The 19,856-nt window shown below is 49.7% G+C and carries 14 protein-coding genes; 4 read left to right on the top strand and 10 right to left on the bottom strand.

Features of this window, described 5'->3' with window-relative positions:
* Positions 1-24: 24 nt before the first annotated feature.
* Positions 25-2,463, top strand: coding sequence for a hypothetical protein (locus ACFS7Z_RS09490; protein ID WP_377483758.1), 2,439 nt, complete (start codon positions 25-27; stop codon positions 2,461-2,463).
* 128 nt (positions 2,464-2,591) lie between these two features.
* On the opposite strand, the gene ACFS7Z_RS09485 is transcribed toward ACFS7Z_RS09490, so the two are convergent.
* Both ACFS7Z_RS09485 and purB read right to left on the bottom strand, forming a co-directional pair.
* On the bottom strand, positions 2,592-3,782 hold the full coding sequence (locus tag ACFS7Z_RS09485) for a sensor histidine kinase (protein WP_377483756.1): 1,191 nt from the start codon (positions 3,780-3,782) through the stop codon (positions 2,592-2,594).
* A 268-nt stretch (positions 3,783-4,050) separates the two neighbouring features.
* Entirely contained in the window at positions 4,051-5,403 is a 1,353-nt protein-coding gene (gene purB, locus ACFS7Z_RS09480) for an adenylosuccinate lyase (protein ID WP_377483753.1), read from the bottom strand.
* Between the two features lie 314 nt (positions 5,404-5,717).
* On the opposite strand from purB, the gene ACFS7Z_RS09475 reads away from it, so the two are divergent.
* From ACFS7Z_RS09475 to ACFS7Z_RS09465, 3 genes are all read left to right on the top strand, one after another.
* Positions 5,718-7,712 carry a transglycosylase domain-containing protein gene (locus tag ACFS7Z_RS09475; RefSeq protein ID WP_377483751.1) on the top strand — a complete coding sequence of 665 codons (1,995 nt, stop codon included), beginning with the start codon at positions 5,718-5,720 and terminating at the stop codon, positions 7,710-7,712.
* A 97-nt stretch (positions 7,713-7,809) separates the two neighbouring features.
* Entirely contained in the window at positions 7,810-8,859 is a 1,050-nt protein-coding gene (locus tag ACFS7Z_RS09470) for a bile acid:sodium symporter family protein (protein WP_377483750.1), read from the top strand.
* A 46-nt stretch (positions 8,860-8,905) separates the two neighbouring features.
* On the top strand, positions 8,906-10,423 hold the full coding sequence (locus ACFS7Z_RS09465; protein WP_377483749.1) for an ATP-binding cassette domain-containing protein: 1,518 nt from the start codon (positions 8,906-8,908) through the stop codon (positions 10,421-10,423).
* A gap of 624 nt (positions 10,424-11,047) precedes the next feature.
* Here the strand turns inward: ACFS7Z_RS09465 and ACFS7Z_RS09460 are convergent.
* The 8 genes from ACFS7Z_RS09460 to hemG all read right to left on the bottom strand — a co-directional run bounded on the left by ACFS7Z_RS09460 (position 11,048) and on the right by hemG (position 19,716).
* Positions 11,048-11,368 (bottom strand): DUF3817 domain-containing protein, encoded by a 321-nt coding sequence (locus tag ACFS7Z_RS09460; RefSeq protein ID WP_377483747.1) that lies wholly within the window; start codon positions 11,366-11,368, stop codon positions 11,048-11,050.
* A 109-nt stretch (positions 11,369-11,477) separates the two neighbouring features.
* Complete coding sequence (locus ACFS7Z_RS09455) at positions 11,478-12,599, bottom strand: chorismate mutase (RefSeq protein WP_377483744.1); 1,122 nt, start codon at positions 12,597-12,599, stop codon at positions 11,478-11,480.
* Complete coding sequence (locus ACFS7Z_RS09450) at positions 12,586-13,779, bottom strand: pyridoxal phosphate-dependent aminotransferase (protein WP_377483742.1); 1,194 nt, start codon at positions 13,777-13,779, stop codon at positions 12,586-12,588. Before ACFS7Z_RS09450 ends, ACFS7Z_RS09455 begins: the two co-directional genes overlap by 14 nt.
* A gap of 1 nt (position 13,780) precedes the next feature.
* A complete protein-coding gene (locus ACFS7Z_RS09445) occupies positions 13,781-14,656 on the bottom strand; it encodes a prephenate dehydratase (RefSeq protein WP_377483739.1) in 876 nt (291 codons plus the stop codon).
* 317 nt (positions 14,657-14,973) lie between these two features.
* On the bottom strand, positions 14,974-16,080 hold the full coding sequence (locus ACFS7Z_RS09440) for a 3-deoxy-7-phosphoheptulonate synthase (RefSeq protein ID WP_377483737.1): 1,107 nt from the start codon (positions 16,078-16,080) through the stop codon (positions 14,974-14,976).
* 309 nt (positions 16,081-16,389) lie between these two features.
* Complete coding sequence (locus tag ACFS7Z_RS09435; protein WP_377483735.1) at positions 16,390-17,334, bottom strand: TerC family protein; 945 nt, start codon at positions 17,332-17,334, stop codon at positions 16,390-16,392.
* Between the two features lie 283 nt (positions 17,335-17,617).
* On the bottom strand, positions 17,618-18,352 hold the full coding sequence (locus tag ACFS7Z_RS09430) for a polyprenol monophosphomannose synthase (protein WP_377483733.1): 735 nt from the start codon (positions 18,350-18,352) through the stop codon (positions 17,618-17,620).
* 17 nt (positions 18,353-18,369) lie between these two features.
* Positions 18,370-19,716: a protoporphyrinogen oxidase gene (hemG, locus tag ACFS7Z_RS09425; RefSeq protein ID WP_377483731.1), complete on the bottom strand. Its 1,347-nt coding sequence runs from the start codon at positions 19,714-19,716 to the stop codon at positions 18,370-18,372.
* Positions 19,717-19,856: the final 140 nt, after the last annotated feature.

The following is a 19,856-nucleotide window of genomic DNA, read 5'->3' as shown; positions in this document are numbered from 1 at the left end:
CACCGACGCATGAAAAGCAATCTGATGAAATTACGAAGCCTTTCAGTTAAAGCTGCCATCAGGGGCAGCCAGTATTTTGTGCTTGGAGCTACACTTGTCATGGCCGCAACAGAGCACACGCACGCCCAGTCCGAACCATTGGGGAATATTGTGCAGCAGTTTGATGCTTACCGAAGTAAGGCGCTTCAGGAGAAGTTGTACCTGCACCTCGACAGGCGCTTCTATGCCTGCGGCGAAACCATGTGGTTTAAGGCCTATAATACAGATGGGGTACTGCACAAGCCGCTGGATGTAAGTAAAGTAGTGTACGTAGAGGTGCTGGACGAGACACAGAAGCCTGTACTGCAAGGGAAAATAGCCTTGAAAGACGGCACAGGCAACGGTTCTTTTGTACTGCCTGTTTCACTGGCATCAGGTAAGTACAAGGTGCGCGCCTATACCAACTGGATGAAAAATTTCGGGCCGGAGTTCTATTTTGAGGCGCCTGTTACAATAGTTAATTCTTTTACCAGCCTCGGTCTTGCCCCTGAAAAGGCTGCTGCGGCTTACAGCGTGCAGTTCTTCCCGGAAGGTGGAAACCTGGTGCAGGGTGTATCCAGCAAAGTGGCCTTTCAGGCAGTGAACACTAAAACCGGCAAAGGCATAGACTTTACAGGGAAGGTAGTGGACGGGGAGGGCAACGAGGTGGCGCAGCTCCAGCCGCACAGGTTTGGCATTGGGCAGTTTACCTTCACGCCTGCTGCTTCTGCCTCTTATACAGCCATCATTGAACTCCCCGACAAGCAGGTAATCCGGCAGAAGTTACCCCAGGTGTATGAGCAGGGGTATAGCCTGCACCTGCAGGAACTTAACGCAGAACAGTTGCAAATAACAGTTTCAGCCGCAGGTCCTCAGCAACTGGAACCTATATACCTGCTGGGGCATGCCCGGCAACTAATTGGGGTGGCAGAAAGTGCAAGGCTACAGCAAGGTTCGGCTACCTTTGTAGTGGACAAAAGCAAACTGGCAGAAGGCATAACGCACTTCACCGTTTTCAACAGCCAAAAGCAACCTGTCAGTGAACGCCTGTACTTTAAGCGCCCTACCCAGATGCTGCAGGTTAAAGCCGCATCAGACAAGAGCCTTTACACCACAAGAGAGAAAGTTACCACAAACCTTCTGACACAGGCACAGGCAGGGCAGGCAATACCGGCTAACTTGTCGGTGTCAGTTTACAAGCTGGATTCTCTGCAAAATGAGAGTGCTACCGATATCTACGCGTATTTGTGGCTGACCTCTGACCTGAGAGGAACTGTGGAGCAACCGTCATATTATTTTACAGCATCCGGACCACAGGCTGATGAGGCCCTCGATAACCTGATGCTGACGCATGGCTGGAGCCGTTTCCGTTGGGAAGAGGTACTGCAGGAGCAGCAAGCCGCCTACAAATTTCTGCCTGAGTTTGATGGCCACTTTATCAGGGGTAAAGTAACTGATGCTGAAACGGGTGCCATTGCTAAGAATATTACCACCTACTTAAGCGCCCCTGGCAGGCATGTGCGCCTGTACAACTCCACCAGCGATGAAACCGGATTGATTCAGTTTGAGGCAAAGGACTTTTATGGGCCAAAGGAAATTGTGGTACAGTCAAACTTTAAGAAAGACAGCCTGTATCATTTTGAGATCTTCAGCCCTTTCTCAGAGAAGTATGCGGCAAGGCCGTGGCCGGCTTTAGAACTGGAAGAGCACCTGCAGCAGGAGCTGACGCAGCGGCATATTGGGGTACAGGTGCCTTATGCTTATCACGAAAAGCACCTGAATGTTTTCAGCGCACCGGGCATAGACAGCACTGCCTTTTATGGCAAGGCAAGTGCCACCTACCTGCTTGACGATTATGTTCGCTTTAAGGTGATGGAAGAGGTGATGCGGGAGTATGTGCCGGGGGTGCTGGTTCGCCTGCGAAAGGGTAAGTTTCATTTCAATGTTGTAAACTCTCCTCATTCCACACTCTTCAACACGAACCCAATGGTGCTGCTGGACGGTGTTCCAGTTTTTGATATAGACAAGATCATGGCATTCGACCCGCGTAAGGTCAGGAAGCTGGAGGTGTTTACCACAAGGTACTTCCACGGTCCGGAGGTGTACCCGGGACTTGTCAGTTACACTACTTACCAGGGCGACCTGGCGGGTTTTCAACTGGACCCGCGCTCTTTGCTGGTCGAGTACGAAGGCCTGCAACTGCAGCGCGAGTTTTATGCGCCCGCTTACAACAACGATCAGCAAAGACAAAACCGCCTGCCTGATTTCAGAAACCTGCTCCACTGGGCACCTGATGTGGTAACAAGGGCAGACGGAAAGGCAGCCCTTAGCTTTTACACATCAGACCAGCCAGGTACATACGTGGTGGTGGTGCAGGGGCTAACGAACAGCGGCCTGGCAGGCAGCAGGAGCATTACGTTTGAGGTAAAGCAGCAGCCACTTTAAAGCAGATGCCACTTAGAAACAAAAGGCTTTACTTTTAGTCCCGCTGGAATTGTTGCGTAATAGCAGCTTTGAAGCAAAAAGCTAAACTATATATGGCTACCTACTAAATGGGAGGAAGCTGTGCAAGTTTACCGTGGCCAGGTGAAGAAAAACGTAGCGCCTTGACCTGTATCTGATTCTATCCAGATATTGCCGCCCTTGTCTTCTACTATCTTTTTTACGGTGGCCAGTCCTATACCAGAACCTGGCGTCTTGCTGGAGTCCCTGATCAGGCGCTGAAAAATAGCGAAGACTTTCTCCTGGTGCTGCGGAGGGATACCCGGACCATCATCCTTCACACAGAAAGTATAATGCTTCTCTGATTTTTCATTTGTATCAACCCAAATATTGCCTTTGCCTGTGTGGTGGTATTTGAAGGCGTTGGAGATAAGATTCGCAAAAACCTGCTGCAACAGCACTCTCTCAGTAACAAGTACCGGCAAATCAGGTGAAACATGCGTTCTTATTTCACGGCCGCCGATATGTTCTGCTATAAGGCCCTGCACCAGGTTGTAGGTATTAACCTCTTCTTTAGGCAGGTCTTTTACCTGCGTCATAGCGTACTGCAGAAGCCCTGCCACCAGGTCCTGCATAGCTGCGGCACTGTCTTTTATCAGGAGCAGGTTGCTGCCCATATTGGACAGGTCTTTTGCATTCAGGTCTTCCTGCAGCCATTCTGTTATAGTGCTGATGTTCATGATGGGCTCTTTCAGGTCGTGCGATACCATTCGCACAAACTGCTCGAGCTTTTCGTTTGCAGCTTTTAACTGACTCTTCTCCTTTTGCAGTTGTTCCTGTTTCAGGCGCAGGTCAAAGTTAGTGACCACCTGCCGTGCGAGGGTTGTTAATGCACGCCTCTGCACTTCGGTGAGCTGCCTCGGAATGGTATCGAGCACACAGAGCGAGCCAAGATTGTGGCCCTTGTTGGTGATAAGCTGCGCACCAGCATAAAACCGGATATAGGGAGCATCGGTCACAAGAATGTTATCCCTGAAGCGTTCATCCTCCAGGGTATCATTTATCTCTAAGATATTGTTCTGAAGGATTGTATGTTGGCAAAATGAAATAGAGCGGGGGAGCTCGCACACATCCGTGCCTACCTTGGATTTAAACCACTGCCTTTCTTCTGTTACCAGCGTGATAAGCGAAATGGGCGTGTTGCAGATGTGTGCGGCAAGTGCGGTAATGTCATCAAATTCTTTTTCGGCAGGAGTATCAAGAATGTTGTAAGCTTTCAACGCCTTCAGTCTTTCTCCTTCCTGCTTTAGAGTAACAGCCATTTTGTTTTCTCCTATTATAGTGATGTATTTTTACACCATGTACAATTATATTTACATACGTAATTTCACAGATTCGTGCCTATACGTGTGTCTATAGGAAAAAGCGATGAAGGAAATGAAATTTTCTGTTCTTCCCGAAGCATTACGATGTCTTTATAACGAAGGAGCAGTAATCCAAATTATAATATGGTGTTAATGACCAACAGCCATAAACTGAAAAAGCCTCTGTAGGCATCCCACAGAGGCTTTTCTATAAACAGCATAAACTTTATAGTAACTCTACGCCAGTATAATTGAAAGGAGAAATCCGCTTCAGCTCTGATTTGATTTCATCCGTCACCTGCAGGCCATCGATAAAACCGTGGATGCGTTGCTCTGTTATCTTCTCGTTTTTGCGGGTCAGTTCCTTCAAAGCCTCATATGGCTGCGGGTAACCTTCCCGGCGAAGTACAGTCTGGATACCTTCTGCCACTACAGCCCAGTTATCCTCCAGGTGCCTGTTCAAAGCGGCCTTATTCAATTCCAACTTCCCTATGCCACGCTCCAAAGATTTCAGGGCAACGACAGTATGCGCCAGCGGCACTCCTACGTTGCGCAGTACGGTAGAATCCGTCAGGTCGCGTTGCAGGCGGGAGATAGGCAGTTTTGCTGATAAATGCTCCAGCACGGCATTGGCTATTCCCAGATTGCCCTCCGCATTCTCAAAATCAATGGGGTTTACTTTATGTGGCATAGCCGACGAGCCTACCTCACCTGCTTTGATTTTCTGCTTAAAATAGCCCATCGAGATGTATTGCCAGATGTCACGGGAAAAGTCAGTCAGGATGGTGTTCAGGCGCTTTAAGGCATCAAAATAAGCAGCCAGGTTATCGTAATGCTCTATTTGGGTGGTGTACTGGCTGCGGCGCAGGCCCAGTGCCTCTTGTACAAACCTGTTCCCGAACTCCGGCCAGTTGATTTCCGGATAAGCCACATGATGCGCGTTGAAGTTACCTGTAGCGCCGCCAAACTTAGCAGAAAAAGGAACCTGGCGCAGCTGCGTCAACTGTGCTTCCAGCCGCTCTGCAAACACCATAAACTCTTTGCCCAGGCGGGTGGGGGAGGCAGGCTGGCCGTGTGTGTGTGCCAGCATCGGGATGTCCTTCCACTCCTGCGCCAGCGACGCCAGCGTCTGCTGCACATGCTGGTAGGCTGGGTGCAGCACCTGCTCGTCTGCCTCCCGCAGGGAAAGTGGGATAGCCGTGTTGTTCACATCCTGAGAAGTCAGTCCAAAGTGGATAAACTCTTTGTAGTCGCTCAGGCCAAGTTCGTCAAATTTGTCTTTGATAAAGTACTCTACTGCCTTTACGTCATGGTTTGTCACCTTTTCTGTTTCTTTTATAGTAAGGGCGTCTTCTTCGGAGAAGTTTTCATAGATGGCGCGCAGGTCCGGGAAAAGGCTGCTGTCTACATGCTGCAGCTGCGGCAGCGGCAGTTCGCATAATGAGATAAAGTACTCCACCTCTACCAGCACGCGGTAGCGGATAAGGCCAAATTCTGAGAAAAAAGTAGCAAGTTCAGTCGTGTGGCGGCGGTAGCGGCCATCCACCGGCGAAATAGCAGTAAGTGAGGTTAGGTTCATGCTGAAGAAAATTCTTTGGCCAAAGATACACAGGTTTGCCAAAGGAAGCCAAGCATGCCTGCTGATTTAACCCTCCCCTTATTTTTAAAGGAATTAGATAAGCTAAGATGTTGTTTCCTATTTAGTTATAAAGGCTGAATTTGCACAGCTTTGGCACTATGCTTGTATAAAGGGCATAGAACATATATCTTATGCTACATACTGCCGTAAGAAGTGAGGTGTTATTGCATTATTTTAGCGCTATATATGTTCACCAGCCACATGTGCTGCCTGAGTAGATATAATTAATAAGTTTTAATTCGCATCAGAATATTTTGGACCATCGATTAAGAAACAGACTTTTAGCTGTGTTTGGGGGTATAATTGCCTTCTTCCTGCTGGTTATTGTACTTCTTTTTATTTTCAGAAGCAGAGTGTTGGAGTATACCATTAACCGTGTTATCGCGAAGGTGGAGAATAAATACCCTGCTGATTTAAACATAGGCAGTGCCGAGTTTACCGACTGGACCTCTGTGGTGCTGACCGATATCTCTTTTGTGCCCCATGGGCTTGACACGCTCTTTACTACAGACAGCGTGAATGCCACTGTTTCGTTCCGCTCCATTTTCGCCGGACGCATTGTGTTTAAGCGCCTGGAGGTAGACAACAGCTACCTGACTGCCGTTAAAAACGGAGACGAAACCAACTTTGGCTTCCTGTTCAAAAAAGAGGCGCCCAAAGAACCTGTAGATACCACCAAGGGCCGCAATTATGGTGAGTTACTCAACCGCGTTATCGAAACAGCTTTTGAGAACGTACCGGACCAGGTAGACTTCAGTAACCTGAATGCGTCCTACGTATCCACCAACCGTACCATTGACGTTAAAATGCCCTACCTGCGCATGGACGACGGTGAAATCGACTCCGAGGTATCCGTCCGCACAGACTCATTGGTGAACAACATGCGTGTGCACGGCACCATAAACCCGCGCGACTACCGTATTGCAGGCAGCCTGTATGGCTTTGATAACAAAGGAATTCGGCTGCCTTACGTTAAAAGAAAGTATGATGCGGAGGTGGCTTTCGACACGGCACATTTCAGCCTTGATAGCAAACGGTTCAGAAACGACAAACTGACGATAAGTGGGAGTGCCATGGTGAACGACCTGATTCTGAACCACCAAAAGCTGGCAGGCGAAGACGATATTCATGTGGAAGAAAGCGCGATTGATTATGTCATTACGCTGGGGCCGAACCTGTATGTTATCGACAGCCTGACGGAGGTACGTGTAAACAAGGCAAAAGCAAATATTTATGCCGCTTATCAGAACAAAGATTCCAAGATAATTGACCTGAAGGTGAAGACAGAGCAGGTGCCTGCCAATGACTTCTTTAGCTCACTGCCTACAGGTTTGTTTGAGAACTTAGAGGGCATTAAAGCACAAGGCGAGCTGCAGTATGATATGAACTTCCATGTGAACATGGATAGCCTGAAGCACGTAGTTTTTAACTCTGACCTGGATGCGTCAGAGGATTTCAAGATACTGGAATGGGGGAACACCAACATCGAGAAAATTAACGGCACGTTCACTCACACCGTGTATGAGTACGGGAAACCTGTCCGTACTTTCCCGGTAGGTCCCTCTAATCCTTTCTACAGCCCGATAAACCAGATATCACCCCACTTGCGCAATGCCATTCTTACCGCCGAGGATGCAGGGTTTTACAGTCACGACGGTTTCCATGAGGAGGCATTCCGCCAGGCAATTGTGAAGAACCTGGAAGAAGGGGAGTTTGCACGGGGTGGCAGCACCATTTCCATGCAGTTGGTAAAGAACGTATTCCTGTCCCGTAAAAAGACAGTTGCCCGAAAAGTGGAAGAAGCCATTATCGTGTGGCTGATCGAGAACGAGGACCTTGTCTCAAAGCACCGCATGTTTGAGGTATACCTTAACATTATTGAGTGGGGCCCGGATGTATACGGTGCCAAAGACGCTTCAAGATTTTATTTCGGAAAGCAACCGTCTGAGTTGAACGTGGCAGAGGCCATTTTCCTGACGAGTATAATTCCGAGTCCGAAACGCTACCGTGCCTCCTTCGACAGCTATGGCAATCTGCGAAACCACAAGCACGGCTACTACAGGCTGATAGGTGGGCATATGCGCCGTCGTGGTCTTATCTCTCAGGAAGAGTATGAGAACCTGTACCCGAATGTACAGCTCTATGGCCGCGCCCGCGATTTGATAGTAACAGCTCAGGATACCTCCTCTGTGGTGGAGGAAGATACTTCGCAGAATGAGCTGGAAACGATAGATCTGCTGGATTTCTAAGCTGCTGCAGCATAAACCCTGCCTGACGGCCCCGCATTTAATGTGCGGGGCCGTCATTCTTTTAGTGTGGCAAAGGATTTAGTTTTATACTTGCTAGATGAAGAGAGAGCAAAAGACAGCCGAAGATGCTGTGAGCCTTGTTCCGAGAGTTGGTGCACTGGCTGCGCGCGCAGGCCTAGACTGGTTTTTGCTGGCCCTGATTGCCATGATTTTTTTGGCATACCTCTTTCCGCAGGCAGGTCTAGACCATGAGCCGCTTTCGTTAGGTGATGTGGCAAGCTATGGCGTGTCAGTAATTTTCTTTTTCTATGGATTGCGCCTGAGCCCGGCGAAGCTGAAAGCTGGCCTCAGCAGCTGGCGGCTGCATGTGGTGGTCCAACTGAGTACTTTTGTGCTGTTCCCGCTGTTGATTTTGCCGCTGCATACTCTTTTTGAAGGTGGAGACAAAGAAATGCTTTGGCTGGGCACGTTTTACCTGGCAGCCCTGCCGTCCACTGTTTCTTCTTCAGTGGTGATGGTGTCAATAGCAGGGGGCAATATTCCGGCTGCCATTTTCAACGCAAGCATCTCCAGCCTGCTGGGTATTTTCATCACACCGCTCTGGATGGGCCTCTTTCTGACGGCAAGCACAGAAGGGTTCGACATCTGGAGTGTGATGGGCAAATTAGTATTGCAGGTACTCCTGCCCGTAATACTGGGGATAATGCTACACCGCTACTGGGGTAGTTTTGCAGAACGTAACAAAAAGCAGCTTCGCCTATTCGACCAGAGCATTATCCTGCTCATCGTGTATACTTCCTTCTGCGAGTCTTTTGCCCGCAGAATGTTCAGTGGCTACAGCATTATTGATCTGCTTACGCTTGGCGCAGCGATGATTGGTCTTTTCTTCCTGGTGTACGGCATCACAAATGGCATCAGCCGCCTTTTGGGCTTTAACCACGAAGACCGGATCACCGCTATTTTCTGCGGCTCTAAAAAATCACTCGTGCATGGCACTGTTATGTCAAAGGTGCTTTTCCCCAATGCCAATATGGTAGGTATTATCCTGCTCCCGATTATGATGTACCATGCACTGCAGCTTTTAGCCGCCAGCATCATCGCACAATCCACAGCACGTAAAGCCGGCCTAGAGGTGCAGGGGGAGTAGGAGAAAAGACGACTACAATTTTTAATTATAGATTTAATAGATAAAGATGATTGATACAGTGCGCAATGCCTTGGTTCTATTGGAAGATGTTTCTGTGCGGCTACATGGGGAAGTTCTCTTCCAAAACATCAGCTTTGAAGTAAAGACTGGTGAGCATTGGGCCGTAATAGGAAATCAGGAGAAGGGAAGAAGTGCCCTGCTAGAGACAATTGCTGGTCATTTGCCGGTAGTATCAGGCAATGTTACGTACCCGTTTCTTAGCCAGTTCCAGCTAAACAATCCGGTGCAGTCGCCTCCTACTTCGTGGCAAAAGCCTGTTAGCCTCGTCTCTTCGCGCCACAACTTCAGCAGTCTATCAGGAACGGAGACGCTCTTTTATCAGCAACGGTATAATGCTTCGGCTGCAGATGATGCACCCACTGTAGAGGAGCACCTGGCAAATGTCAGGCCCTTTACCGATACCCCTGTTTGGACGATTGAGAGAGCGGTAGCAGCACTGGACCTGCACCCGCTTCTCAGCAAGCGCCTGATCAAGCTGTCGAATGGGGAGACTAGGAGGGTACTTCTAGCAGCTGCCCTGCTTCGGAACCCGGCTATCTTATTGCTGGAGAATCCGCTGGTAGGCTTAGATGTCCGGTCGAGACAATACTTCATCCAGTTGGTTTCTACCATCACTGAGTCGGGCATTACCGTTATAATGACTACCTCGCCGGACGAAATACCAGATGCCATTACGCATGTAGCAGTTTGGAAAGAGGGGCAGGCGCTGCGTACGATGCCCCGGCACGCTTTCGAAGGAAGTGAAACAGCCACCGAACAGGAGCAGGACAAACCGGACGTAAAGGAGATCAAAACGCTTTTAGCTGATCATACACCTCCAGCCTTTGAGGTTATAGTAGGCATGGAGGATGTATCGGTCAGATATGGAAATAAAACGGTGCTGAACAACATCAATTGGCAAGTGAGACAGGGGGAGCGTTGGGCACTGGTGGGGCATAATGGGGCAGGCAAATCGACGCTGCTAAGCCTCATCAACGGAGATAACCCGCAGGCCTATGCAAACAAGGTCATACTTTTTGACAGGAGAAGAGGCAGCGGCGAGAGCATATGGGACATTAAGCGACACATTGGCTTTGTCTCGCCTGAATTATTTCAGTATTTCCCAGGTGGACAGACTTGTGAGGAGGTAGTTGAATCAGGATTTTACGATTCAGTAGGGCTGCACCGGGAGCGTGACCCATTGAAGCGTGAACGTGTGCTGCGCTGGATGAAATTACTGCAGGTAGAAGAGCTGGCGTGGAAAGTATTCCGAAACGTGTCGGTGAGTAACCAGCGCCTGTGCCTGCTGGCTCGTGCATTAGTTAAGAACCCTGCGCTCCTAATCCTAGATGAACCCTGCCAGGGCTTTGCATCCGCTCAACAAAGACACTTCAGAAGCCTGATTGATACGATTTGTGCCAGCAGCAACATTACATTGATTTATGTGAGCCACTATCAGCACGAAATTCCGGAAAGTGTAACGAAAGTGATGCAAATGGAGCAAGGCAAAGCCTTTGTCTTATAGTAAAGTGATCTGCAATTTATGTAAACTCCAGTTCCACCACTCTTCCGTATCCGGGTCAAACCACCCCTAACCCCTCCTTATCCAAGGCGGGGAATCTGTTCTTGCTGCTTTATGGGCTGTTGTTGCTTTGCTTCTGCTCATCCATGAAATAGCCTTACTACGGCAGAAGCAGTCCTCCTGTGGCATTAGAGGATGAAATCTGTAATGAAATACTAAGCGGGAATGGTTTTTTTTACCACATTCAAAGAAAACTGATAGCACGAAGTGAGCCTGTTTCCAGTCTTTGGGTTGAGCGCCTGGGGGTAGGGGCTCTCTATTGTAAATGTTGCGGTGCTGAGCGAAGCGAGGCAGCGCGAGGGGCAGCTTCAGTTACACAGCGCGATGCCCTTAAGAGGGCCCCTACCCCCAAGACGAGGCCCCTCGGCCTAGAGAGTTAAGAAAGAAGAGTTGAAACTATAGGTGAGCTAGCCATAGATAAGCTTTAACCACGGCAGCTTAGACCGAAACTTCTTCAGCAAAATCATTTATACAAACTACAGTCGATGACTACAAAGCAATCAAAAACGAAAAAAGCCTACCAGCAATACTTCGCTGATAGGCTTTCCTGTATTAGAAGCTATATGCTTAAGCTACCTGCTTTTGTTGCAGTGCCTTTTCCTCTTCCGTGTGCAGCAGTTTCTTATCCAGTATAAACGGGCCAAACGGCAGCAAAGAAGCTATAACGCCAGCTGCTACTTTCAGGATAGACCAGCGATGCACCAGCGTTACCTGTAGCAGGGCTACCATGTAAAGTATAAACAACACGCCATGCGCCCAGCCTACATATTTTACGACTTCGGGTATACCAAACATGTACTTTAGCGGCATGCCAATGCCTAAAAGGAGCAGGTAAGAGATACCTTCGTAAATGCCCACAGTGCGGAGGCGGGAAATCGGAGTTTTCATGCGATAATAATTTTCTTTGTTGATGCTGCTTTAAAACAGCACAAAGGTAGAAAACGTGCCCTGACTGCCACAACAAAATGAGGTATTATGTGCCGCTGGCTCTCGCCTTTTACTTGATTACTTCCTTTTTAGGCGAAGTAGCGGCAGTGTTCATTACCTCATTCTGCACACCGATGGAGTGCTGGTGAATTGCGTCTAGGATAGCTCTGATAAAGCCTTCTTCCACACCAATTTCATTTGCCAGTTTCACTCTGTCTTCGATAATCTCTTTCCAGCGGCCTGCCTGAAAAATATCCAAAGCATTCGCGCGCTTATACTCACCAATTCTCTTGGAAACATCAGAACGCAGGAACAACAGGTTGATAAGATCGTGGTCAAGGCGGTCGATCAGGCTGCGCAGGTCTTTTAACTGCTCTGCACTTGCGATGTGCTCGTGATCCAGGTCCAGGGCATTCAGTAATTTAGTGAGACCTTCTGGTGTTACCTGCTGCGAGGCATCGCTCAGGGCCACATCCGGGTTAATATGCGACTCGATCATCAGACCTTCTACCCCTAAGTGTAAAGCCTGCTGTGCAACTGTCTCCAGCAAATCACGACGGCCGGCAATGTGGCTTGGGTCGCAGAAAAGCGGAATACCCGGTGCCAGACTGCGGATTTGCTGTATCGTTTCCCACTTCGGGTGATTGCGGTAAGGCTTGTTGTTTGGTGTAGAGAAACCTCTGTGTATCAGACCCAAGTCAGTGATGCCAGCACGGTTCAGGCGCTCCAGGGCACCTAACCACAGCTGGATGTCCGGATTCACCGGGTTCTTCACTAGCACAGGGATGTCAACACCTTGCAGGGCATCAGCCACTTCCTGTACCGAGAACGGGTTAACCGTTGTGCGTGCGCCTACCCACAGAATATCAACACCATACTCGAGTGCCTCTTCCACGTGCTGTGTATTGGCTACTTCTACAGCCGTTGGGAGGCCGGTTTCCTGCTTTACAGTGCGCAGCCACTCTAATCCAACTTTACCTACGCCTTCGAACAGACCCGGACGCGTACGTGGCTTCCAGATACCAGCTCTGAAAATATGCACACGGTGGTCTTTTATCAACCCTCGGGCTGTCGCGAGCATTTGCTCTTCACTCTCGGCGCTGCAGGGACCGCTGATAAGTGTAGGAATGGAACTACTCTTCAATATCTTTGAGTCGGTAGTTAAGTTTAGGTTTGAGTTATTTGAGCTCATGGCTAACGGTTTGTAATATATGTTGTTTAATTCTTTTGATTGCTTCTTCTAACTGAGGCTCTGCTACACAAAGCGATACGCGCAGATATCGTTCCCCCTGGGTGCCAAAAATTTTACCTGGCGTTATAAAAACACCTGCTCCATAGAGAATGTCATCCAGGTACACCTCCACATCTGCTATATGGTCCGGAACACGGGCCCACACAAACATGCCCACGGTGTGCTGCTGGTACTGGCACTCCAGTGTATCGAGTAGCCGGTGCACCAGCACTTTGCGGCGGGCATACTCCTCGTTGCGGGCTGTATGCCACTCGTGGTCGTTTTGCAGTGCCTCTATGGCTGCCTGCTGTACAGGCAGAAACATGCCGGAGTCCATGTTGCTCTTCACTGCCAGGATAGTAGAAAGGTATTCCGGATGACCCAGCACCATACCCACACGCCAACCTGCCATATTATGCGACTTGCTCAGGGAGTTTAACTCCAGGCAGCAATCTTTGGCACCCGCAATACTAAGCAGGCTGAGCGGCGACTGGTTTGGCAGCACGAGGCTGTAAGGGTTATCATTAATCAGCAGTATCTGGTGCTGTCTGGCAAACGTTATCAGCCTTTCAAACAGTTCGGCTGTGGCTTCTGTGCCGGTGGGCATGTGCGGGTAGTTTACCCACATCAGCTTTACATTCCCTTCATTTACCAGTTGCAGCAACTCCTCTTCCTGTGGCAGCCAGCCGTTTTCCTCATCCAGGTTGTAGGAAACAGGTTCTGCACCAGCCAGGCGGGCCGCAGCGGCATAGGCCGGGTATCCCGGGTTGGGCACCAGCACTTTATCGCCGGGGTTCAGGAAAGCCATTGAGATATGGGCAATCCCTTCCTTCGAACCCATCAGCGGGAGTACTTCGGCCTCTGTGATAGTTACGTTATAGGCCTGTCCGTACCACGTGGCAATTGCCTCCCGCAACGACACAATACCGTTGTAGGACTGATACCCATGGCTCTGGGGTTCTGCCGCGCTGTTGGTTAGTGCGGCCACGGTAGCAGCGGAAGGCAATTGGTCCGGGTTGCCGATGCCCAGGTTAATAATCTGCTTCCCTTTGGCGGCAAGTGCCCGCACTTCAGCCAGCTTCCTGGCGAAGTAGTACTCCTGCACGTTCTGGAGGCGGTCTGCTTTCGGTATAATCATCATCTTAATGTTGTAAGGCCTTTACCTTTTTCTTTGGGTTCGGGTGCTTCGGGTACTTAGTCTTTTGGTAGAGCCCCAGTAATCGTTGGTACTCCACCAATGGCTCCAGAGTAGTGATGGTTTCCTGCAGGTTGTTGCTTGAATCTCCCTCCAACTCTATGACCATATAATGGGCATGGCTTCGGGCAGTGGCCGGAAGCGTCTGTATCAGCGCTACATGAATCTCATGGATGTGCAGCTGCATGAAAACATCCGCTAAAGACCTTTCGTGAGGTACCTGTACTAAAAGAGTAGCCTTGTTCGCCGTGCCGTTTTCCTGGGGCTGCTCCCGGCTCACCACCAGGAAACGGGTGAAGTTGTCGCGTCTGTCTTCAATATTCTCAGCCAGCATCTCCAGCCCATAAAGAGCAGCGGCCTGCTTACTCGCAATGGCGGCTACACCTTTCAAGTCCTTCTCCCTGATTTCCTTTGCGCTGTCGGCCGTGTCGTGGCTTTCCTGCAGTTGCAGTTGTGGCTGTTGTGTCAGAAACTCCATGCACTGGTTCAGGGCCATCGGGTGCGTGACCACTTTGGTCAGGTCCTGCAGTTGCTGCCCCGGCAGCGCCATCAGGTTCTGCTCAATCGGCAGCCACAACTCGCCAGTCACAAACAGGTTGAACTGGTGCAGCAGGTTGTAATTAGGCAGAATACTACCTGCCAGCGTGTTTTCCACAGCCATAACGCCCACGTCTGCTGTGCCCTGCTGCAGTGTTTCGCACAGTTGCCGGAAAGACTGGCACGGCACACTCGCCACCTCATACTGGGGGTAGTACTGCTGGGCAGCCACTTCGTGGAAAGAGGCCGGACCTCCCTGAATTGCTACTTTTAATTTCTGAGTCATATAAAGAAAAAGCCCCGCTTTAGGCGGGGCTCTCTGAGTTCTATACTTTGATGCACTTACGCAATAGCATATCTCTGGAGCCCCGGCGGAGTACCAAAAAAGTAATAGCTAAAGTAAAACGCAATGTGCTGAATCATGTCTTCTGTTATTTTCTGTGCTAAACTTACGCAGGTAATTTTATAAAATCAAAAGTACAGTTATTTTTTTTATGAAAAATTCGAAAAAAGAAGTGGAGCTACTTGAAGCAGACGTAAAAACAGCTTAATCCTACAGGCAAAAGCACCTTTCTTAAACCGATAAAAGGAAGGTGCTTTACCTTAAGCTACGGCAGATGCTCCCATGCCACCGCTTTGCGTGCTCTGCTGCTGTATGGCGCTCAGCACAGACATAACAAGGCCTTTGTCTACTGCAGCGGGGTCGGCCTGCTGCAGCCACTCGTCCATTTGCTTTTGCCACCTCTGCGTCGTCTGCAGGCTCGACTGCAGGCTCCCCATCTGGCGCTCGCTCATCCTCCTTGAAACTTCTGTGCGGCGCAGCAACAACTCCAGCAAGGCATCATCGAGGCTGCCTATCTGCTGACTCAGTTCATCAAGCTGTTCTACCAATTCGGTGGTGCCTCCTAGTTTTACGTTGGAAACTACGGCATTTATCAGCAAATCAAGCTCCTGCGGCAACAACTGCTGCTGCGGGCTGCTCAGCGCGGCAGCGGGGTTCATGTGCGATTCGAACAGCAGACCATCTGCTCCCAAATCCACTGCCTTCTGACTCACCGGGTAAAGCAGGCTGCGTCGGCCCGCGATGTGGGCCGCATCGCACAGCACAGGCAGCTGCGGGTAAAGCTCTTTCAGCTGCAGCATGTGATCCCAGCGCGGGTGGTTGCGGTACGGTGACTGTTCATCGGTGGAGAAGCCCCTGTTTATCACACCAATATCGGTAAGGTCAGCATACTGCAAACGCTCCAGCGCCCCAATCCACAGGTTCAGGTTCGGGTACACCGGGTTGTTTACCAGCACAGGCGTGCTGGTGCCTTTTAATACAGCGGCTATCTCTTCCATCGCAAAGGGGTTCACAGTGGCTCTGCCGCTGACGGTCAGAATGTCAACCCCATGCTTCAGGGCTTCTTCCACGTGCTGGGCGTTGGCTACTTCGCAGGCAGTCCGGAGGCCTGTTTCCTGCTTCACCATAGAAAGCCACTGTAGCCCCACCAGCCCCACCCCTTTAAAGGAATCAGGGCGCGTGCGCGATTTCCAGATACCTGCCCTGAAGACAGAAACGCCCTTGATGTTTTGTAACTGTTGGGCTGTCTTTAGCATCTGTTCCTCGCTTTCGGCACTGCATGGGCCCGCAATCAGCACAAGCTTGCCGTCTGCATGGCGGAAACTGCTTTGTGGTGCTACATTGAGAGGGGTTCTACTTGCTTTCATGGTTATGCATTTAATTTTATTTTTTTCTGGCTTGTTCTGTTATAACTGAAAGAGGGCTGAAACGAAAGAAGCCCTGCTTTTGGCAGGGCTTCTTAGGTATTTCTAGTCCGAAAACTATGTGCAACGCACTACCAATGGAGCCCCACCTGAGGAACCTTGAAGGAATTGGTAAGAATTTGCGCGACAAGTCTGGTCATCTGTTTTCTAATTTCGAATTAAAGTAAGGCAATATTTTTAATATATACAACCAATCAGAAAATTAGTTGATGAATTAGTAATAAATATTTTGAGCGGCTACAACTGTACAATTTATTCCTGTACCGGAGGCTGTGGGAGCTCATCTTTTGGTTTAGGAAACAGAAGTGATGCAACAACTGAAATTGTGAGTATAGCACCAACCACGAGCAACGCATAGCGCATATCAATTTCTACGATATCGCTTAAAAGCAGCTTCGCACCAATAAACACCAAAATGGCAGACAAGCCATAGTGCAGGTAGTGGAACAACTGCATAATGCCGGCCAAGGCAAAGTAAAGCGCACGCAGGCCTAAGAGGGCAAACACGTTAGAAGTATATACAATAAAAGGGTCTTTGGAAATAGCCAGAATGGCAGGAATAGAATCCGCCGCAAACACCACATCTGTGCTTTCCACCATAATCAGCACCAGGAAAAGTGGCGTGGCGTAAAGCTTGCCGTTATGCTTGGTGAAGAATTTTCCTCCATCCGGTGTTTTCGTGACCCGCATATGCTTGCTTACCCAACGCACCAACGGGTTGTCTTCCGGGTGCAGTTCTTCGGCACCGTGCGAGAAGAGCATCTTTATACCCGTAAAAATAAGGAAGGCGCCCAAGATGTAGATGATGAAGTGGAATTTGGCAATAAGCGCCACACCCACTAAAATGAATATCCCCCTTAGCACCAAGGCTCCTATAATACCCCAGAAAAGGATTTTATGCTGAAACTTGAGCGGTACCTTAAAGTAGCTGAAGATCATGATGAACACAAACAGGTTGTCCACGCTCAGTGATTTTTCTATCAGGTAACCTGTCAGGAATTCCAAGGCCGGGCCGGGGCCCTGCCAATAGTAGATGAGCGCATTGAAACCCAGGGACAGTAAAATCCAGAACAGGCTCCACAGCAGGGCTTCCTTTATCTTTACTTCATGCTCTTTGCGGTGAAACACAAACAGGTCCAGTCCCAGGAGCAGGAGCACGAAACCATTAAATATAATCCAGAAAAGGACGTCGTTCATAATAGCGAGGTAAGCAGGTGTTACTTCTGAAAATTACAGGTACAACTGTACTTGTAACCCGTAAATTTAGTGGAAAAGGCTACAGTTCTAAAGAAAGAGCAAGAATTATAATTTGGACCGGAAAAGTAACGGGGAGAGACCAAGCTGGTAACCTGCTACTGCTCAATTCTTAAGCAAAGGGGGTAGGCGGTGCCTGTTGAGGCATGTATAAAAGCACCGCGGGCATACCCAAGGGCCTTCTGTAGGTGCATCAGCTTTATTGAAACAGGGGAATGTTAAGCGTTTAGTACCTGTCGAAGTGGCGGAAATAGCTGTTGATTTTCATTTGCAGTACCCCCAGCACAGCCTCTTTAAAGATGCCTGATGACATCTTGGATACTCCCTTTGTCCGGTCAGTAAAAATGATGGGCACTTCCTTTATTTTGAAGCCGTACTTGTAGCTCAGGAACTTCATCTCTATCTGAAAGGCGTAGCCCACGAAGCGTATCTTGTTCAGTTGTATCGTTTCGAGTACTTTGCGGCGGTAGCACTTAAAGCCAGCCGTGGTATCGGCAATAGGCATGCCGGTGACCATGCGCACGTAATAACTCGCAAAGTAAGACATCAGCACGCGGCTCATGGGCCAGTTCACTACATTTACACCTTGTATGTAGCGGCTGCCGATGGCCACGTCGTAGCCGTCGATGGCGCAGGCGTGGTAGAGGCGTATCAGGTCGTCGGGGTTGTGCGAGAAATCGGCATCCATCTCAAAGATGTACTCATAGCCTTTGTGCAGGGCATACTTAAAGCCGTGGATATAGGCAGTGCCCAGGCCCAGCTTCCCTTTGCGGGTTTCGAGGTGCAGGCGGCCGGGGTACACGAGCTGCATTTCCCGGACAATGTCCGCTGTGCCATCCGGTGATCCATCGTCAACAATCAGCAGGTCGAACGGGTGCGCCAGCAGCATGACCTTCCGGATCATGACCTCAATGTTTTCACGTTCGTTATAAGTTGGGATGATCACCAACGAGTCTTTCATGCCTTAAATATAGACAATCAGCTATTCAGGACATGAGGCCGCTTTAAATTAATTTTGTGAGCAAGTTCCTTTGCATGGTGAATGCAGTTTGCCACCGATACCCCCGATTGCCAGTTTGAAGCGATGAAAAGGCCCTCCTGCTCCAGGTCTTTTGCCAGGGTATGGGCATCTTCTATGTGCATGTCATACTGCGGAATGGAGTGCTGCCAGAGAAAAGCGTGCTGAAAGTTCGGCTTTTCGGTAGCGATGGAATGGAGCGCCGACAGCTCTTCGTGCACCCGCTGCATCAGCTGTGGCTGCCGCATCAGCGCTTTCTCCGGCGCTTGGCTTCCGCCTACAAAGGTTGTAAAAAGCACCTCATGCGGGCGGCATCGGCCGTCAAAAACGGAACTGCTCCAGACAGAGCCAGTGGCAAAAGCGGACTCTAAAGCCGGGTGCAAAGCACCGGACCCGTTCGGGTAGTGGGTCACGTCTTTGCGATTATAAACGGTGTGCACCACTGACAGGGGAGGATAGTGAATGTTCTGCATGGCTGCCGAAAGGCCCGGAAATGTATATTGCAGAAGCTCTGCCGCTTTGTAGGCCGGTAGCGCGAGCACCAGCAGGTTGTATTCCTCGGTGTCGTAGTCGCCGGGGGAGGCGCAGGAGACAATGTATTTGCCCTGGTTGCGGGTAATCATCTCCACGCGGTGATCCAAATGCAGCGAAATGAGTTTCTCGGCAATGGCTTTGGGCAAAGTCTTCATGCCCTTGGAAAAGGAAAACGTCTTCTGCCGTACAAAAGAGCTTTTTTGATGTACCAGCCCTTTCAGTACAGAGCCGTACCGCATCTCCAGTTCCTTTATCTTCGGGAGCGCTTTTTTCACCAACAGCTTCTCGGGGTCTCCTGCATACAAACCGGGCATAAAAGGACTGACAGTATAGGCTGCCATCTTGCCGCCAAAGCGGCGCTCAAAGAACTGGGCTACTGTTTCATAATCTATGTCGGCAGGCGGAATGTCCTTTTCTTTCAAGATGCGGTACTTGGACTTCCATGAGAACGAGTTGCTGGACAAGAGCGAGAACGGGGAGGAGGGCAGTTTGGTGTAGATGCCATCGCGCAGCACATAGCGGTGCTCGTTTTCAGAAGAGGCATACACCAATTCCCGCTCCAGTTTCAGTTCCCGTACCAGGTCTTTCAGTTCAGGTGTGCTTTGCAACGAGTTGGGACCCATCTCCAGCAGGTACTCATGCACTTTCAACGTCCGGATGTTGCCGCCAACGTGCGAGCCTGCCTCAAACAAGTCATAAGCAATACCCAGCTTCTGGAGGTAATACGCCAGCGCCAGCCCCGATATGCCTGCTCCTATTATTGCTACTCTCATCTCGAACTTAACTTGTAAATGTGCCTCTGCAGTACAACCAGTTTATGTTTTACAGCTGCTTTTTAAATCCTGTGCCGCATTGCCTGCTCAACCTAAACGTAATAATTTGTAATTTAGCGCCTGTACCAGTTCCTGCTATA

The organism is Pontibacter toksunensis, assembly GCF_042686245.1.
GTDB classification, from domain to species: Bacteria; Bacteroidota; Bacteroidia; order Cytophagales; family Hymenobacteraceae; genus Pontibacter; species Pontibacter toksunensis.
The sequence above is the reverse complement of the archived record's forward strand: the minus strand, read 5'-3'. Positions and strand labels throughout refer to the sequence as shown.

Bases quoted from the DNA above. Each gene is read 5' to 3' on its own strand.
- ACFS7Z_RS09490 (WP_377483758.1), top strand. From the start codon at position 25: ATGAAATTACGAAGCCTTTCAGTTAAAGCTGCCATCAGGGGCAGCCAG.
- ACFS7Z_RS09485 (WP_377483756.1), bottom strand. From the start codon at position 3,782: ATGGCTGTTACTCTAAAGCAGGAAGGAGAAAGACTGAAGGCGTTGAAA.
- purB (WP_377483753.1), bottom strand. From the start codon at position 5,403: ATGAACCTAACCTCACTTACTGCTATTTCGCCGGTGGATGGCCGCTAC.
- ACFS7Z_RS09470 (WP_377483750.1), top strand. From the start codon at position 7,810: ATGAAGAGAGAGCAAAAGACAGCCGAAGATGCTGTGAGCCTTGTTCCG.
- ACFS7Z_RS09465 (WP_377483749.1), top strand. From the start codon at position 8,906: ATGATTGATACAGTGCGCAATGCCTTGGTTCTATTGGAAGATGTTTCT.
- ACFS7Z_RS09460 (WP_377483747.1), bottom strand. From the start codon at position 11,368: ATGAAAACTCCGATTTCCCGCCTCCGCACTGTGGGCATTTACGAAGGT.
- ACFS7Z_RS09455 (WP_377483744.1), bottom strand. From the start codon at position 12,599: ATGAGCTCAAATAACTCAAACCTAAACTTAACTACCGACTCAAAGATA.
- ACFS7Z_RS09450 (WP_377483742.1), bottom strand. From the start codon at position 13,779: ATGATGATTATACCGAAAGCAGACCGCCTCCAGAACGTGCAGGAGTAC.
- ACFS7Z_RS09445 (WP_377483739.1), bottom strand. From the start codon at position 14,656: ATGACTCAGAAATTAAAAGTAGCAATTCAGGGAGGTCCGGCCTCTTTC.
- ACFS7Z_RS09440 (WP_377483737.1), bottom strand. From the start codon at position 16,080: ATGAAAGCAAGTAGAACCCCTCTCAATGTAGCACCACAAAGCAGTTTC.
- ACFS7Z_RS09435 (WP_377483735.1), bottom strand. From the start codon at position 17,334: ATGAACGACGTCCTTTTCTGGATTATATTTAATGGTTTCGTGCTCCTG.
- ACFS7Z_RS09430 (WP_377483733.1), bottom strand. From the start codon at position 18,352: ATGAAAGACTCGTTGGTGATCATCCCAACTTATAACGAACGTGAAAAC.
- hemG (WP_377483731.1), bottom strand. From the start codon at position 19,716: ATGAGAGTAGCAATAATAGGAGCAGGCATATCGGGGCTGGCGCTGGCG.